Raw genomic sequence first — 16,265 nt, forward strand, 5'->3', positions numbered from 1 at the left:
CCATCACAACACTGGCACGCCCACTGCAAACGCCCTCCCCCGAGCTTTCCAATCCGTTCAGGGAGCAACGCATGAACACACAACTCAAACCCACGCTGGGCACGCTGCACCTGTGGGGCATTGCGGTCGGGCTGGTGATTTCCGGTGAATACTTCGGCTGGAGTTACGGCTGGGGCGTGGCAGGCACACTCGGTTTTCTGGTGACGTCCTTCATGGTCGCCACCATGTACACCTGCTTCATCTTCAGTTTCACCGAACTGACCACCGCGATTCCTCACGCTGGCGGTCCCTTTGCCTACAGCCGCCGCGCCTTTGGCGAGAAAGGCGGATTGATCGCGGGTCTGGCGACACTGATTGAATTTGTCTTCGCCCCGCCGGCCATTGCCTTGGCCATCGGTGCGTACCTCAACGTGCAATTCCCCGCACTCGACCCGAAACACGCAGCGGTCGGTGCCTACATCGTGTTCATGGGCCTGAACATCCTCGGGGTAAAACTGGCGGAGACCTTCGAATTGGTGGTCTGCGTACTCGCAGTGGCCGAACTGCTGGTGTTCATGGGCGTGGTTGCCCCGGCGTTCAGCTTCAGCAATTTCGCACTGAATGGCTGGGCGGGTTCCGATGTATTCGGCGCCCCGGCGATTGCTGGGATGTTCGCGGCGATTCCCTTCGCCATCTGGTTCTTCCTGGCCATCGAAGGCGCCGCCATGGCCGCCGAAGAAGCCAAGGATCCGAAACGCACCATTCCGAAGGCCTACATCAGCGGCATTCTGACGCTGGTTTTGCTGGCGATGGGCGTGATGTTCTTTGCCGGCGGCGTCGGGGACTGGCGCACTTTGTCGAACATCAACGACCCGCTGCCGCAAGCGATGAAAGCTGTGGTCGGCGAAAGCTCGGGCTGGTTGCACATGCTGGTGTGGATCGGACTGTTCGGTCTGGTGGCGAGTTTTCACGGGATCATCCTTGGCTACTCGCGGCAGTTCTTCGCCCTTGCCCGGGCCGGTTACCTGCCGACGTCGCTGGCCAAGCTGTCACGCTTTCAGACTCCGCACCGGGCAATCATCGCCGGTGGCGTGATCGGCATCGCCGCGATTTATAGCGATGGTTTGATCAACCTCGGCGGCATGACGCTGACGGCGGCGATGATCACGATAGCGGTCTTCGGGGCGATCGTGATGTACATCATGAGCATGCTCAGCCTGTTCAAACTGCGTAAAACCGAACCGAATCTGGAGCGCACCTTTCGCGCGCCGTGTTATCCGTTGGTGCCGCTCATTGCATTGGTGCTGGCGGTGGTCTGCCTGGTGGCGATGGCCTGGTTCAACACGCTGATCGGGGTGATTTTCCTGGGCTTCATGGCGGTGGGGTTCGTGTACTTCATGCTGACGGCGCAACTGCGTGCCGATGCACCGGCGGACTCGATGCTGACCGGGCTATAAACAGGCGAAGTGCGGCTGTCAGATCAGGCATAGAATGGAACCACTGCGAAAATTAATCGCTCAAAGTGGTATGCACGATCGATTGGCGAAATCCGCCAATCGGCCTGCCCTCAAGGAGAGCCCTATGCCCTGGTATGCCTGGTTGATTCTGGTCGTTGCAATCGGCTCGATCGTTGGTGGTTTGATGATGTTGCGTGACACCGCCAACAAGGTCGAACTGACCGAGGAGCAACGCAAACGCGTCGCTGAACGCAACGCGCAAGCGGATGCCAAGGATGCGCAGGACCGCTAAAACAAACATCGCCAGACGGCTCACCTGTAGCAGCTGGCGAAGCCTGCGTTCGGCTGCGCAGCAGTCGCAAATCCTGTTAACGCGGTCGACCTGACGTACCGCGTTCGCTGACATTACGACTGCTTCGCAGCCGAACGCAGGCTTCGCCAGCTGCTACAGGTGGGTGTCGTTGCGGTTACTCCCAATCGGCCTTCGCAATGTGCAGGCCATGCAGTCCTTTATAGGCCGCGCGTTCCGGCTGGCTCCAGCCCTCAAGCAACGAATCCTCCAACCGATAAATCTCCACCCCGAGCGGGCGACACACGCTTAGCGGATCCTGCGCATCCGGCCCCCACATGGCCAGCGACAAGTCACCGCCCGGACAGGTCGAGAGCGCACACAGCAGATCGATTTCGGCAAAAAACTCCAGGTAATCGCCTTTCTGCGCCGGACAGGCTTTCATGAAGTACATGTCGTCGTGGTTCAGGCCCGTGCACTGGAAAATGTTCAGCACGTCATGCACGTCGAACTCGGTCAGCCCATGAGGCAGCACTGCGCGGGTCAGGTTCGAGTGGCAGTGATGATGGAAATCTTCGCCGGTGAGCATTTTGTTCACATAAGGATCGCAGCGAGTGCCCAGCAAATCGTGCAAGCGACCGCCATGTTCGTCGATCCCGTAACCGGCCAGGCTGTCATCGGTGATGGTCACCAGCGGCCGCAGAAAAGGCAGGTTCGACCAGAGCCGGTCATGGGTGCTGACGTGTGCGCCCTGTAACTGCCGGGTCCGTGCCGCCCACAAACGCTCCCGTGGATCGTTGGCATTCCAGACATTGAAATCCCCGACTTGCGGCCCGACGGGAGTGGTCACCCGGAACACATGCCCGGCCGGCACTTTCCAGGCGCGACCGGTGCGAATCGGCACCTCGAATGCCTCGATCAGCGTGCGCCCGTCCTTCTTGTCGCGGATCCGTTCGTAGAAGGCTTTATCCACCTGCAAGGCTGAGCCTTTGCTGACTTGATAGGCCGCCGGATAGTCTTTGTACATGGCACGAATCCTCGATCAGTGATGGGAAATTGGGGCAAGCATCTGCAGCAGGAGGTGTTCGGAATCGTCGAGATACAGGCTCATGGCATCCTCGGCCGCACGTTTGTCGCCCTCGGCCAACAACTCATGAATCTGCCGGTCACGCGCCAGCCAGGGCGCCTGAAAACGTGATTCATCGGGAGCAGTGCAGAACACCAGGCGCAATTGCGCGACGACGTTGGTGAAGAACTCATCGAACAGTGGACTGCGCAACAATCCGACAATGTGTTGATGAAAAGCCAGGCTGTGGGTGCCGACGGCGCGCCAGTCTTCACGCTCCCGGGCAAGCTCGGTGGCTTCCAGGGCTTCGAGCATCCGGTCGGATTGATAGTCGCGCAGCGGCTGACTTGCGCTGATGGCCTGCAACTCCAGGGTGCGCCTGACCTTGAACAGATCCCGCACGTCCTCGACGCCCAGCCTGCGCACCATCACGCCCTTGTTGCGCACATAACGGGTCAGACCTTCCTGCCCCAGACGATGCAGCGCTTCGCGAATGGTATTGCGGGATGCGTTGTAGGCAGACACCAGATCGTTTTCCACCAACGCCATGCCGGGCAGCAAACGGCCGCCAATGATGTCGGCGCGCAACTCAAGGGTGATGTGGTCGGCCAGAGACAGCCCGCTGTTCATACTCATTGCCTCGTGATTGTTCAACAATCGTCAATTAATGAGTAATCACTTTTCGTGCCAGTTAATTCGAGACGTCAGGGTGGAGCTGGACGCATCTGCATGCTTTTTAGAAGTAGAAGTACAATCACCATCCCATTTTCATTGGTTAATATGGCGCATTGTTGCGGAGATACCCGATGCGTTACTCGCAGGACCATAAAGCCCAGACACACCAACGCATCATCAAGGAAGCGTCAGCGCGCTTTCGCCGCGATGGCATTGGCGCGACAGGTCTGCAACCGCTGATGAAAGCACTTGGACTGACTCACGGTGGTTTCTACTCGCATTTCAAATCCAAAGACGAACTGGTGGAAAAGGCTTTGCAAGCCGCAGGCGAGCAGGTCGATGTGATTTGCGCCGAACTCTTCGCGCAGGATCGTCCGCTGGAAGCATTCATCGACGCCTATTTGTCCGAATGGCACCAGACCTCACCCGATGAAGGTTGCCCGCTGCCGACCATGTCATCGGAACTCGGCTTGCGTGGGCAGCAGAGCCCGACCACTGACGTGGTGCTCAACGCACGGCTCGAACAAGTACAAGGCACTCTTGAAGACGAGGACGCCGCCGACCAAAGCATCGTCATCATGTCGACGTTGGTCGGGGCTTTATTGTTGTCACGCAGTGTCGAGAATCCCGAGCTAGCGCAGCGGATTCTCGACGTGACTCGCACCTATCTCAAACAGTCCCGGGACTAACCTTCCCAACGCTTGAACAGCACGCTGGCATTCACCCCACCAAACCCGAAGCCATTCGACAGCGCGTATTCGATTGCCATCGGCCGCGCCTTACCGTGGACGATGTCAACGCCTTGGGCGGCGGGGTCCGGTGTTTCGAAGTTGAGGGTGGCCGGCACGACCTGATCGCGAATTGCCAACAGCGTGAAGATCGCCTCGATACCGCCCGCTGCGCCGAGCAAATGCCCGGTGGCCGATTTGGTCGATGTCACGGCAATTTTGTTATCCGTGCCGAACAACGCCTTGATGGCCGCCAACTCTCCCAAGTCCCCGACCGGCGTCGAGGTTGCGTGGGCATTGAGATGTTGCACCTGCGCCGGCGAAATGCCCGCTTGAGCCAACGCCAGCGACATCGCCCGTCGCGCACCGCTGCCATCCTCGGGACCTGCCGTCAGGTGATAGGCGTCGGCACTGGTGCCATAACCGACCAATTCCGCCAGCGGCTGAGCACCACGAGCCAGGGCATGCTCCAGGGATTCGATCACCAGAAGGCCAGCGCCCTCCCCCATGACAAAGCCATCGCGGTCACTGTCGAACGGCCGCGAGGCGCGCTCCGGGGTGTCGTTGTAACCACTGGACAAGGCGCGAGCAGCGGCAAACCCGGCGAGACTGACGCGATCGATCGCCGCTTCCGCGCCGCCACATACCGCGATGTCTGCCTCGCCACAACGAATCAGCCGCGCCGCATCGCCAATCGCCTGCACCCCGGCCGCGCACGCCGTCACCGGAGCACCCAGCGGGCCCTTGAAACCGTGCTGGATCGACACATGACCCGCGGCGAGGTTGACCAGAAATGAAGGAATGGTGAACGGCGACAGGCGTCGCGGCCCACGGCTGTCCGTGGTGCGCACCGCATCGGCTATCGCACCGAAACCACCCACGCCGGAACCGATAATGGTTGCCGTACGCTCCTGGGCATTGGCGTCCGTCGCTTGCCAACCGGCCTGCTCCAGCGCCTGACGCGCCGCTTCCATGGCGAACAGAATGAAGCGGTCCATCTTCTTTTGCTCTTTGGGCGCCGTCGCCCGATCCGGGTCAAATCCCGCCTCGGGATCGTCAGCCAGCGTCGGCACTGCTCCCCCGACCTTGGCCGGCAAATCGGCAACCACCTCGTCCGGCAAATTGCGTAGCCCGGAACGCCCTGCCAACAGACGCGACCAAACGGCTTCGACGCCAGAACCCAATGGCGACACCAGGCCCATGCCCGTTACAACTACTCGACGATCACTCATACCGCAAATACCTCAAGCCGATTCATGACGCCTCACGTGTAACGCGTGGCGGCCTTACTTTTGGAAAGATTCGGTGCCATTACATGACGCGCCGCAACGAAGGCATCCCAGTCGGCCGCATCCGGTAACGAAGGAATGGTGATCAACTCACCCTGATCCAGACCCGACAACGCTGCATCAACCATCTCCCCGGCTTCCATGACCATATCCGCCGGAATCTGGGTCGCGTCGATACCGGAGCGCTCCCATATTTCGGTGCGTGTTACGCCTGGCAACACGGCCTGCACCTTGACCCCGGTGCCCTCCAGTTCGGCGTTCAACGACTGCGTCAGACTTAACACATAAGCCTTGCTGGCGCTGTAAGTTGCGTTGAAGCGCTCAGGAAACAACGCCACCACCGACGCGATATTAATGATCGTCCCCCGACCCGCCTTGGTAAAACTGGCGGCCGCTGCCGAGGCCAGCCGCGTGACCGTTGTCACGTTCAGTTGAATCAAACGTTCCAGCTGATCCATGTCGGCATTGGCCAACAAACCATCCGCTGCAACACCGGCGTTGTTCAGTAACAGGCTGATACTTGAATCGCTGCGAAGACGCTGTTCAAGCTTCAGCACCTCATCCTTTTGCGTCAGATCCGCCTTGAGTACCTCAACCTGAACGCCATGTTCGGCGCGCAACTTGCTCGCCGCTGCTTCCAACCGCTCTTGATCACGGGCGACCAATAACAAATCAAAACCACGCGCCGCCAACCGCTCGGCGTAAATCGCACCGATACCGGAAGAAGCACCGGTGACGAGGGCCGTACCTTGGGACTGGACAGAGTTCATGACTGTGCTCCTGGGAGATGCCTAAGGGAAAGACAAACGCCTGAGGCTCAGATGCCTTGGCGGAAAAGTCTTTTATTATAGGCATAATCTTATTCGCGTATGATAGCCGTAATTTTTCTCGTATCGACGAAAGGCTCATCCTCACAGCGTTCGCCAGAAAGCAAAAAGGCCGATCAATGACCGGCCTCTGGCGCTGACGTATAAGCTTAGTTCACCTCAAGCTTCTCGCGATTCTTATCCAGAATCGCCTTACCGATTCCCTTCACTTCAAGTAACTCGTCCACAGACGCAAACGGCCCATTACTCTCACGATAGGCAACAATCGCCTTGGCCTTGGCCTCGCCCACACCGGCCAACTCGCGCTGAAGGGTTGGCGCATCGGCCTGATTCAGATCGACCTTGCCGGACTGTGCCTTGGGAGAAACTTCCAGCACCAAGGGTGCGTTGCCAGCCTCAGGCTTGGCCGTCGGCGCAGCAATGGCAGCAATAGAGGCGCTGGTGAGCAGGGCAAAAACCAGAGAGTAGAAATAGCCAGTACGCATAAATGACGCTCCATGACATCGATTGAGAAAGCAGCTTTTCCGAAGCTGCCTCCCAAACTTAGGCGATGTCTGGAGCCTGTCAAAAATGTGTCCGTTACAGGATGTGAAACAATCAGGGTTCGAGGCGACGTTGCTGGTAGATCCAGTCAACGATATCGCCATCAGGGGTGTAGCCGCTGACGGTTTCGCGCAGGAGCTGGCGGACGCGAGCGTAATCGTCATGGCCAACGGCAATCAGCAACTCCCTCAAACGTCCCTTGAGCACATCCCAGGGCAGATGATCTTCGTTCGCCGTCATGATCATCGGATGTTGGGTCGCTGCCACGTTGTCGCCGATCAGCAACTCCTCATAAAGCTTCTCACCGGGACGTAGCCCGGTGAACTCTATGGAGATATCCCCCTGCAAATTCTTCTCCGAACGCACCCTCAAGCCCGACAGGTGGATCATCTTCTCCGCCAGCTCGACAATCTTCACCGGCTCGCCTATGTCCAGAACAAACACCTCACCGCCCTGCCCCATGGAACCCGCCTGGATCACCAGTTGTGCGGCCTCGGGGATAGTCATGAAATAGCGCGTGATTTTCGGATGCGTGACCGTCAACGGACCACCGGATTTGATCTGGCTGTGGAACAGCGGGATCACTGAACCGGAAGAACCCAACACATTGCCAAAGCGCACCATGGTGCAACGGGTCTTGTTGACCCGAGACACATTGGCATTATCGCCGAACAACACCGGGGCAATCTCACGACTGAGGGCTTGAAGGGTCAACTCGGCCAAACGCTTGGTGCTGTCCATGATATTGGTGGGACGTACGGCCTTATCGGTGGAGATCAGCACAAAGTTGGACACACCGGACTGCAACGCAGCCTGAGCGGTGTTGAGCGTGCCAATGACGTTGTTAAGCACGCCTTCTGCAATGTTGTGCTCGACCATCGGGACGTGCTTATAAGCGGCAGCGTGGTAGACGGTGTCTACGCCCCAGGTTTTCATCAATGGCGGTTCAGCGATACGCCCAAAGGCGCCACCGCCAGTGCTCAGATTTACAGCTTGGCCGAGACCGCCAAGGTCAACGGCCAAGAGCCCTATACGTGGCAGCGCCACGTACTTGAGCGGTTGCCGCATGTATCCACGGTAGAAGACTACGAAGCGTTGTTGCCGTGGAACTGCTCACCGGAAATGCCAAGGTAAACCAAGGCCTCACCTTGCGGTAGGTGGGGTATGGAGCATTTACTTTGTTTTTAGCGGTGCGCTGCACTTGCGTTAATAGGTGATACCCGGAACCACGGTGGTGACGATCTGTTTGCCATCGTTGCGGCAGGCTTCAGCTAGCAGACGGGCAAGGATCTGTTCCTGCTCTGCGGCAGTAAGCTTCAGGCTCTTTAACGTCGACTTCCAACTGTCAGCATCGGCGAGAAACTTGCTCAAAATTGTTGGTGCTCCCCAGAATGATCCATTCACCGGGTACGGAAGGTGGTGTGAGGCGGGCGCGTCGAACCCAAGAGACTGACAAAGGCTTGAGATGATGACCGAGTCTGCAGTAGCGTCATGAATATTAGGGTCTTCCGGGAAAACCAGCCCCGGAGCGGTATCAGATGAATCGCTGCTCAGGAGACCCGCGATCACTCCCAATGCATCGTACTTGCCGCCTATCATGTTTTCGATCAGGTATTGCTGATATGTTTCCCGGTCGCTGAAATCGATGTCGATCGGGTCGGTGCTCAAATTGATATGCGCGATCGCTGTGTAATCCAGGTAAGGAACGCTCGCCAGGTGTTTGAAGATCGCAAGTAATGGCTGATCTTCACTCACCAGTATGCTCAGTACTGAGTATTGCTCTTTCTGAAGACATTGCTTGACGGTAAGAGCAGCCAGTTCGTCCGGAACAAGAATGACGACATCAATCTGGGCTGACTTTTTCACGAGAAGCTTTACGATTTGCTCGATAGAGTCGGCAGAGCGCAGGCTTATAAATATCAGCGACTTACTATCGGTGGATTTGGAGGAATGATCTTTCCACGAAAGGTTCTGCCAGTTCCATGGCCCTTCGGGGTGGCCGGCACTCAGAAAGTGCGCCAATGGATCCTTAGCTCCGATCACCGAGGCATTCATATCCTTGTAAACGAGGGGATCAAAGCCCGGGAACAACTTGCGTCGCAACACGCCGCGCGTCCACGAGCGCACGTATCGGCGAATAGCTTCAGTAGCTCCTGATAGCTGCACACCTGCCGGTGGGTAGTAGTCTAAATCAACAACCTCGGCCTGTTGTATCGTGGCTGCGTCAACCTGCTCCTGACGGGACAGGGCTGCATTACCCTGTGTAAGGGCGAGTAATTGTTCGACGTAACGGGACATATTGAATTCGCGTGCAGCCAGAGATCGGGCCTGCTCTCCGACCTTATCCCGAGCGTCTTTCGACGAGGCCAGTTGAATGATTTTGTCAGCCATCTTATGGGTGTCCAGATAAGGCGCGACACACTCTTCCTGGAGGCCATTACGCTTAAGAATGTCTGCAACACCCGTTGTGTTGTCGAAACAGAGAACTGGCAGGCCCAGTACCATGGCGTCAATAGCAACGTTGGGCAATGGGTCCAAACGGGCGGTCAACAGCATCATGTCGCTCAGTGCATAGACATGCTCAATGGCAGCTGTTTCGGAAATGATCTTGAATCGCTCCGAGATTCCGGCGCGCTGAATCTGATCCTGAAGGTAAATAGAGTAATCAGTATCTTTCTCTGGATTGTAGTTATTACCGATCCAGACAAAACGGCACTTATGACCTATAGGTGAATTGATTACGCGGGTCGCGCACTCGATAAATAGGTCAACACCCTTGCGGATTTGTACCCAGCCGGCGCCTAATATAACGATCGTGTCATCTTCAGGTCCATCCGGACGCATAATCTTTTGCAGCATAGCCTTCTCTGCTTCGATATGAGCTGGATCGTGTGCCTCGCCAGGGACAATGCTTTTGCCTTGTGCCAACACGGGAAGTTTGCACGAAGCTAGCTCAGGCAGCACCTGTATTGCGCTGTTGAGTGTGATGTCGGCAGAGAAAACGGTTTGACTTGACCATAACAATGCATTTTGGATTCTCGTGCGGGGGCGAATATATACAGCAAACTCGTGGATTAAACTGATTGTCGGGATATAGCGATCGGCCAAGGGCTTGAGTACTATATGGGACTCCACACTGTTCACAATCGCAAACTGAAATGAGTAGGTGTCGAGGAACTTGCCTAATACCCAATTGGCGAAAGTCTCTTTGTGGTAAAGATCCACAGGGCCGGCAACTATCGCTCCAGCCTCGATAAAAGACCCTTCCAACGGGCCGCCACGAAGCAGCAGTGTCACTACATTGAATTTCGAGGTGAGTTGCTGGACGATATTCAGGCTAAGAATTGGGGCGCCGGTTCTCGAAGCTTCATGACTGACTAGCAGAATGGTGGGCTTATCAATAGGCAGCGACTCGATGGGTCGACTCAAAGCGATAAGCGGAATACGGCCAAGCAAGCCTTCGACCCGCCCATGATCCAGGAAGTGCCGTTCCGGATCAGCGAGCGAGGCGAGAACTGGATACATGGCTCGATAGAAGTCGGCGTTGAATGGCTCTGTCGGTTCATGGAGCAGTCCGCCAGCGAGAATCTGCTTTTCGCCTGCATAGTCGCGAGAAGCCTGCGAAATCGACTTTGGGACACCTAGGCGGCCTTCCTGGATGCCGTGGCACAGATAGTGTACGACTGCGGGAATGCCGGTCGCTTTAACATCGGGATAAGTTTCGAGGTAGTAGTTTTCGTCAAAAGCTTCTCCATTGGGAAGAATTATCGACGGAAGCCTTTTTTTTACGTCCGTTAAACTGATCAGGCGCCAGAATCGTGAGTTAAATAAGCGCTCCCACGAGTTGGACAGTGTTTGAATATACTCTTGTTTCATCCCCGCCTCAGAGGCTTTCCATTTTTCCAGATTTATTTCCAGTTTTTTGTGCTGGGAACTTAGATTCTCCAGTTCAGATTTGAGGCGGGCGTTTTCATCGGAAAGTTTAATGATGGTGGATTGTTCTTGATCTACTTGTTCGTTGTTTTTCATGGTCGTCTTCGACGGTAAGTTGCTGTTGAATGTTGTGGCGTGGTGCGCCGCTTCAGTCTCGGTCATTAGCGCTTCGATCTGCGCTTTTAAAGAAATACTTTCCAGGTTGGCATCGGCAAGTATTTTTGGTTCAATCTGGCCGTTGAGCCGTTCGCTTTCGAGGTGCTGAGCGTGACGCAAGCCAGGGTCTGGATACTCATTGATGTATTTCAATATCTCATCTTCGGTCGGCGCTGGTAGATCAAGCGCCGATGAAATGCGAAGAAGTTCCTGACGGGGATTGTTCAGCAAGTTATCGTAACCCACGAACAATCGATTCTCGGAAGTAGTGTCAGCAACCGCTTGCAGTATAGGCTCCAGCCCATTCAACGGGCTGTGTAATACGATGACATAGCTTATGTCGAATTCGAGCTCTTTCAGCAGTTTCTTCCAGAAAGGCAATAGCTGCAGCGTCAGCGGATCCTTCATGCCCCACATCGGGATGTCAGGCGCTTTGTCGGTGATGAGAGCCTTGGCTTCCTGATAAATCTCATCGATGACGGTGTCGCCATTCAGATCGACATCCAACACACGGTCCCTGCCATAGGCAGAGCCGAGCTGGCTTAACAGCTTGTTGTTGACGGCAATGACGCCGCTGTCTTCCCAAAAACTGACCGTATTGTCCATACCCATTGGATGGAGGGGGTCACCAAGCTCAACGCCCATGGTGCTGAGTGCCCGCGCAAGTGTGATGGTTCCGCTGCGGTGCATGCTCAGAACTATAATTATTTTCTTGGCAGTCAAATGGCTATCGTCCTTGGAAAAATTCAGCGCCGGTAAACAGGGCGAATGCAGGAACTGAGTGCAACACGGTCATTGAATGGATGTAGGCGGCATTATGCTGCATGGCAATGGCGTTCAGTGTCTCCCGGTTGCGAACCGATAAGTGCGTGCCTTTGGGCCGGTACCGGTAGATTAGAGCGTTGATATTACCATCTGCTTTCTCAATGCAACGATTGTTCAGATTATTTCGTCATGGCAAGCCTGGTGGAAGTCTGCCCACTTTTGAGCCCGATGATCTTTCAATCTTCAGTCGCTCATTTCACAAGCGAACGCTGCATCAAAGGCAAGACCATCGTAACCGCTCCACAAACTCCACATTCAAAGCGCATAGTTGATCTCGGATGCTGTGCTCCCGATTTTTTCTGGAGCCCGCCCACCATGATGCGACCCGATGCCAAAGTCAAAAAAAGTGTATCTGTACCCCAAGCCGGTCGACTTACGAAAATCCATCGACGGCCTGACTGCGCTGGTCGAGTTGGACATTAACATCGCGGTATTTGACCCCGTGCTTTTCGTCTTTCTGAATCGCCTTCGTAATCTAGTGAAAATCCTTTATTGAGAGCGCAACGGCTTCTGCCTTTGGCTTAAGCGCCTGGTGTCTGAACGGTTCAAAACGTCGCCCGACGTCACTGATGAGGCTATCGTGCTGACCGTACAAGAGCTGAACGTATCGTAAGCGCTCCATGAACCCCACATTTTAAAGGTGGGGATCCGTCGCTATCTTGAAATTTGCGGCGTGCAGTTCCATGGCAGCAAGGCCTCGAAGTCTTCTACGCTCGAGGCTTGTGGCAGACGCTCCAATGCGTGGAGCAGCCACGCATAGGGCTCTTGGCCGCTTGCTTTAGCCGTCTCGACCAAACTGTAAAGTTGAGCGCTGGCCATCGCGCCTTTGGGCGTATCGCTGAACAGCCAACGATGCCACCGCCAGTGCGCAGATCTAAAGCTTGGTCGAAACTGCCAAGGTCAACGGCCAGGAGCCCTATACGTAGCTGCGCCACGTACTGGAGCAACTGCCGCATGCGCACGGTGGTCGACTACGAGACGTTGTTGCCGTGGAACTGCTCACCGGACATGTCACGGTCAACGGGAAGCACATCTGGCGGTAGGTGTACTTCGTGGATTGCATACGAATAAACGACGGCGTCTCTCAGCAGCGCCGGGCGCGACCTACGCCACGATAGTGTGAGCTCCTCGAAACTCGCAATACCGAGACCTGCCGGATCCGAAACGACAGGCGACGAGCGGTCCAAGGCTCAGGAACTCCTACGTTCCTGACCTCCCCGACACGCCTTTATCGCAACGACGTCTTGGCAGAGGCAGCAGCACAAGCGCCTTCAGAATGGCAGCGCGCTCCAGCTCGCAGTTGGACGGTGCATAGGCTGATTGAGCTGCAAGAGGACCAAGTGGCGTTGTATGATCCTCACAGCGTCATCAATCACGGCACGGGAATACGTGTGATCCAGGCCTGCAGCGAAGACATTAGCCCAGGCCTGACGAAGCGCCGGCCTATTGCCCTACACGGCCAATGAGCTGTTGGAAGAATAGAATTTCTTATCATTTTTAATTAAAGTCAGGCGGAAATACATGCTGCACAAGGATAATAACTTAAACTTGTTACGGTTGGTTGCCGCGTTGATGGTGCTATATGCTCATTCATTCGATATTTACGGTAATACTCCGGAGATTTTTATCGGTATTGATTCCTATGGCGGGCTTGGGATCGCGATATTTTTTATCATTAGTGGTTATTTGATTTCAAAAAGTTGGAGTTTTGATCCTTCGGTCATTAGCTTTTTAGTTAAACGATCGCTGCGAATATTTCCAGCCCTGATTGTTGTTGTGGTGCTAACTTCGTTTCTTCTTGGTCCCGTTTTTTCGACTTTGACAGTCAAGCAGTATTTCTCGGACCTGGCATTTATTATGTACTTGAAGAACATAATTTTAAGTCCGGTATTTTATTTGCCGGGCGTGCTGGAACACTCCAGAGTTGCCAATGTGATCAATGGTCCTCTATGGAGTTTGCCTATTGAATTTTTCATGTATTTGGTAGTGGTGGCGCTTGGGCTTCTATTCAAAGGCGGTCGTCTTGCATACACAATTACCGCAGCATTGTTTGCGCTGATTGTAGTTTTTTGGTGCTGGCGAGATGCGCCTTTGCTGGTGGTTCACGGTACTGATGTAAGAAACATTCCGTTGATAGGCATCTATTTCATGATTGGGGCATGTTATGCGAAGTGGGGGCTCGAACGGTGGTCCAGTCTCTCCGGCGTAACTGTCATGGTGATGATTACCCTTCTTCTGGCACCGTATTTATCGTTTTCGAAAGCCCTGTTATGGCTTACGTTACCGTATGTCGTCTTGGCATATGGACTTTCCAGAAGTTGGTTGGGGAGCTTGGTTAATAAAGTGGGTGACTGCTCTTACGGAGTTTATATCTACGCTTTTCCGGTTCAGCAGTTTGTTTTGCTAAAACTCCCTGGCATTACCTATTCAACCTACCTTGTTGTTACAGTGGGCATTACTCTGATTTTGGGATACGGCTCTTGGCATTTGATAGAAAAAAGGGTTCTCAAATTCAAGCCAAAAAATAAAGTCAGGTCTGTATCGAATGGTGTTGATGCCGATTCGGCGTTCAATCCTGTTGTGGGTGAGAAGCTCAATTCAGGGGCTTGAGCAAGTGTATGTATTTATGATGTAACAGTCACTCAGGTCACCTATGAAGAGCTACAGGGGCTGCCGCGACAGCGCAGACGCCTGACGATCCTAAAACCCCCCAGGGTTTCATAATGCCCGGTTTATGGATCAGCTTCTTCGTAACTGATCCATAAATCTATGGTCACCCCCGTTTTTGCAATACTGATTAGCGGGTGAAGTGGTTGGCTTGCTTAAATCTATCCGGCGTCTATCTGGGGCATGCCCCGCGCCACGATGAGAGTCGCGCCTGACGATCCTAAAAACCCCAGCGCCTTCATATAGCCGGTTTATGGATCAGGTTCTTCGCCAGGCCGGAGGGCCGTCCACGTCATTCGTTATTCAGCTATCGCAAAACCTGAAAGGTAAATCGTGGTACTGCAACAACCACAGGGTCAGGCACTCAAGGTGTCTGGCCCTGCTTCAAACTCGGTATGGCGGGTCGCTATCACCCAGGCGATGCGCTCAAGCTTGTTGGCCAAGGTGTTGCCTAACGATGGGCAATATATACTGTGACATTCTCACTCTCTCCGGAAACATGGCATGTCAAGAAATGGGGTGAAAGTTGCCCGCCGACTTGCCTCGTATCGAAGTCATCCACGAAACTGCCCGAGCACGAGCTGACTTGTGCTTGCGGGAGCCGCAAGCACGCCATCGGCGAAGAAACCAGCGAGGAAATCGTGCCGATGCAGATCCGCATGATCAAACACCTCTGCAAGGTCTGCGCCTGCCTTGGCGGTGAAAGCGCGCCGGTCACCGCTGACAAGCCAGCACAATTGATCGAAAAGAGCATGGCCAACCCCAGTGTGTTGGCGATGCTTGTCTTTCGCGTCGAGGCCGAACGTTTTCTGGATCGACTCCTCTGGTATCTGATAAATACTCAGGTGGTTTCCGTCCAGGTGGGGCGGATGACATTTTTCTGTGAGCCGCCTCGGATTGTTCCACCTTTTCTGGGATGATGGGCTTCTGCGATCCCGGAAGTGATGGACTCCCCCCTGAATTGGCGGGAGGCAGGGATCAACTTTTCTGAAATCCGACACAGGTTGTCGCTTTCGACATTAAAGAGATGGGCCCGAACGTTGCGGCGTAAAGGGAAAGTGTTGTTCTAGAGGATTGAACATGGCGCCACCTAACCGAATTGAGCATGTTGGCTTCGATGATTTCCGACGCTTAGCACAGGATGAGTCGCTGTCCAAATATGAGCGCATCGGGTTTCCCGACTCATATCGTCAGGGTTATGAAGCAGTTATCTTCGAAGATATCTGCGCAAAGCTGACCAACCTGAAGAAAGCTGGCCAGCAAGTTGTCGATATCGGTCCGGGTTGTAGCGATCTGCCCAAGATGTTGATAGACCAGTGCGCATCGAATGGTCATGCCTTGACGCTGATCGACAGCCAGGAAATGTTGGATCTGCTTGAGAGCGCTCCCTTCATAGCAAAGGTGCCAGCAATGTATCCGCAATGCCCGGACTGGGTTGCTGGAAACGCAGGAAAGGTCGACGCGATCCTATGCTATAGCGTGCTGCAATATGTCTTTATCGATGTGGGTTTCTTTCAATTTCTCGATGTTTCGCTCTCCTTGTTGGCGCCTGGCGGACAGATGTTGATAGGCGACATACCCAATATTTCCAAGCGTAAGCGCTTTTTTTCCAGTGAGACCGGAGTGCGTTTTCATAAAGACTATATGAAGACGGATGATGCGCCTGTCGTCGAGTTCAACCAGATCGAACACGATCAGATTGACGATTGCGTCGTGATGTCGATCATCCAGCGGGCACGGCTCCAAGGATTCGATGCCTATCTGTTACCGCAGGACCAGGCACTTCCGATGGCGAACCGACGCGAAGATATCCTCATCATCAGAACTTGAG

General features: G+C 54.7%; 12 protein-coding genes and 5 pseudogenes. 9 read left to right on the top strand and 8 right to left on the bottom strand.

Annotated elements, in window-relative coordinates; genetic code table 11:
- Positions 1-71: 71 nt before the first annotated feature.
- Positions 72-1,436: an ethanolamine permease gene (eat, locus tag MO767_RS05375; protein WP_282479692.1), complete on the top strand. Its 1,365-nt coding sequence runs from the start codon at positions 72-74 to the stop codon at positions 1,434-1,436.
- A gap of 124 nt (positions 1,437-1,560) precedes the next feature.
- On the top strand, positions 1,561-1,728 hold the full coding sequence (locus MO767_RS05380) for a DUF2897 family protein (RefSeq protein ID WP_064678955.1): 168 nt from the start codon (positions 1,561-1,563) through the stop codon (positions 1,726-1,728).
- Between the two features lie 175 nt (positions 1,729-1,903).
- Here the strand turns inward: MO767_RS05380 and MO767_RS05385 are convergent, their stop codons facing one another.
- The gene (locus MO767_RS05385) at positions 1,904-2,752 is read right to left on the bottom strand and encodes a DUF1989 domain-containing protein (protein ID WP_282479693.1); all 849 of its coding nucleotides are present in this window, start codon (positions 2,750-2,752) and stop codon (positions 1,904-1,906) included.
- 15 nt (positions 2,753-2,767) lie between these two features.
- Positions 2,768-3,421 (bottom strand): GntR family transcriptional regulator, encoded by a 654-nt coding sequence (locus MO767_RS05390; protein ID WP_282479694.1) that lies wholly within the window; start codon positions 3,419-3,421, stop codon positions 2,768-2,770.
- A gap of 176 nt (positions 3,422-3,597) precedes the next feature.
- On the opposite strand from MO767_RS05390, the gene MO767_RS05395 reads away from it, so the two are divergent.
- On the top strand, positions 3,598-4,155 hold the full coding sequence (locus MO767_RS05395; protein WP_282479695.1) for a TetR/AcrR family transcriptional regulator: 558 nt from the start codon (positions 3,598-3,600) through the stop codon (positions 4,153-4,155).
- On the opposite strand, the gene fabF is transcribed toward MO767_RS05395, so the two are convergent.
- From fabF to MO767_RS05415, 4 genes and pseudogenes are all read right to left on the bottom strand, one after another.
- Positions 4,152-5,426 (bottom strand): beta-ketoacyl-ACP synthase II, encoded by a 1,275-nt coding sequence (gene fabF, locus MO767_RS05400; RefSeq protein ID WP_282479696.1) that lies wholly within the window; start codon positions 5,424-5,426, stop codon positions 4,152-4,154. The two genes, MO767_RS05395 and fabF, sit on opposite strands and share 4 nt — an antisense overlap.
- Before the next feature lie 32 nt (positions 5,427-5,458).
- Positions 5,459-6,253, bottom strand: a complete 795-nt coding sequence (locus tag MO767_RS05405) for an SDR family oxidoreductase (protein WP_282479697.1) — start codon at positions 6,251-6,253, stop codon at positions 5,459-5,461.
- Between the two features lie 206 nt (positions 6,254-6,459).
- Complete coding sequence (locus MO767_RS05410) at positions 6,460-6,795, bottom strand: helix-hairpin-helix domain-containing protein (RefSeq protein ID WP_282479698.1); 336 nt, start codon at positions 6,793-6,795, stop codon at positions 6,460-6,462.
- A gap of 112 nt (positions 6,796-6,907) precedes the next feature.
- Positions 6,908-7,810: pseudogene (locus MO767_RS05415) on the bottom strand (UDP-N-acetylglucosamine 4,6-dehydratase family protein); the annotation flags it as partial.
- On the opposite strand from MO767_RS05415, the pseudogene MO767_RS05420 reads away from it, so the two are divergent.
- A pseudogene (locus MO767_RS05420) lies at positions 7,799-7,987 on the top strand (transposase domain-containing protein); the annotation flags it as partial. The pseudogenes MO767_RS05415 and MO767_RS05420 overlap by 12 nt on opposite strands.
- A gap of 72 nt (positions 7,988-8,059) precedes the next feature.
- On the opposite strand, the gene MO767_RS05425 reads toward MO767_RS05420, so the two are convergent.
- Positions 8,060-11,665, bottom strand: a complete 3,606-nt coding sequence (locus tag MO767_RS05425) for a glycosyltransferase (RefSeq protein ID WP_282479699.1) — start codon at positions 11,663-11,665, stop codon at positions 8,060-8,062.
- Between the two features lie 430 nt (positions 11,666-12,095).
- On the opposite strand from MO767_RS05425, the gene tnpB reads away from it, so the two are divergent.
- Positions 12,096-12,263, top strand: coding sequence for an IS66 family insertion sequence element accessory protein TnpB (tnpB, locus tag MO767_RS05430; protein ID WP_282479700.1), 168 nt, complete (start codon positions 12,096-12,098; stop codon positions 12,261-12,263).
- A 158-nt stretch (positions 12,264-12,421) separates the two neighbouring features.
- Here the strand turns inward: tnpB and MO767_RS05435 are convergent.
- Positions 12,422-12,616 (bottom strand): annotated as a pseudogene (locus MO767_RS05435) (transposase domain-containing protein); the annotation flags it as partial.
- A 5-nt stretch (positions 12,617-12,621) separates the two neighbouring features.
- Here MO767_RS05435 and MO767_RS05440 point away from each other — a divergent pair.
- The 4 genes and pseudogenes from MO767_RS05440 to MO767_RS05455 form a co-directional block, all read left to right on the top strand.
- A pseudogene (locus tag MO767_RS05440) lies at positions 12,622-12,838 on the top strand (transposase domain-containing protein); the annotation flags it as partial.
- A 450-nt stretch (positions 12,839-13,288) separates the two neighbouring features.
- A complete protein-coding gene (locus MO767_RS05445; RefSeq protein ID WP_282479701.1) occupies positions 13,289-14,377 on the top strand; it encodes an acyltransferase in 1,089 nt (362 codons plus the stop codon).
- Between the two features lie 583 nt (positions 14,378-14,960).
- Positions 14,961-15,219, top strand: a pseudogene (locus MO767_RS05450) (IS66 family transposase); the annotation flags it as partial.
- 295 nt (positions 15,220-15,514) lie between these two features.
- Positions 15,515-16,264 (top strand): hypothetical protein, encoded by a 750-nt coding sequence (locus MO767_RS05455; protein ID WP_282479702.1) that lies wholly within the window; start codon positions 15,515-15,517, stop codon positions 16,262-16,264.
- Position 16,265: the final 1 nt, after the last annotated feature.

The organism is Pseudomonas sp. UYIF39, assembly GCF_029963765.1.
In the GTDB taxonomy this organism is placed as follows: domain Bacteria; phylum Pseudomonadota; class Gammaproteobacteria; order Pseudomonadales; family Pseudomonadaceae; genus Aquipseudomonas.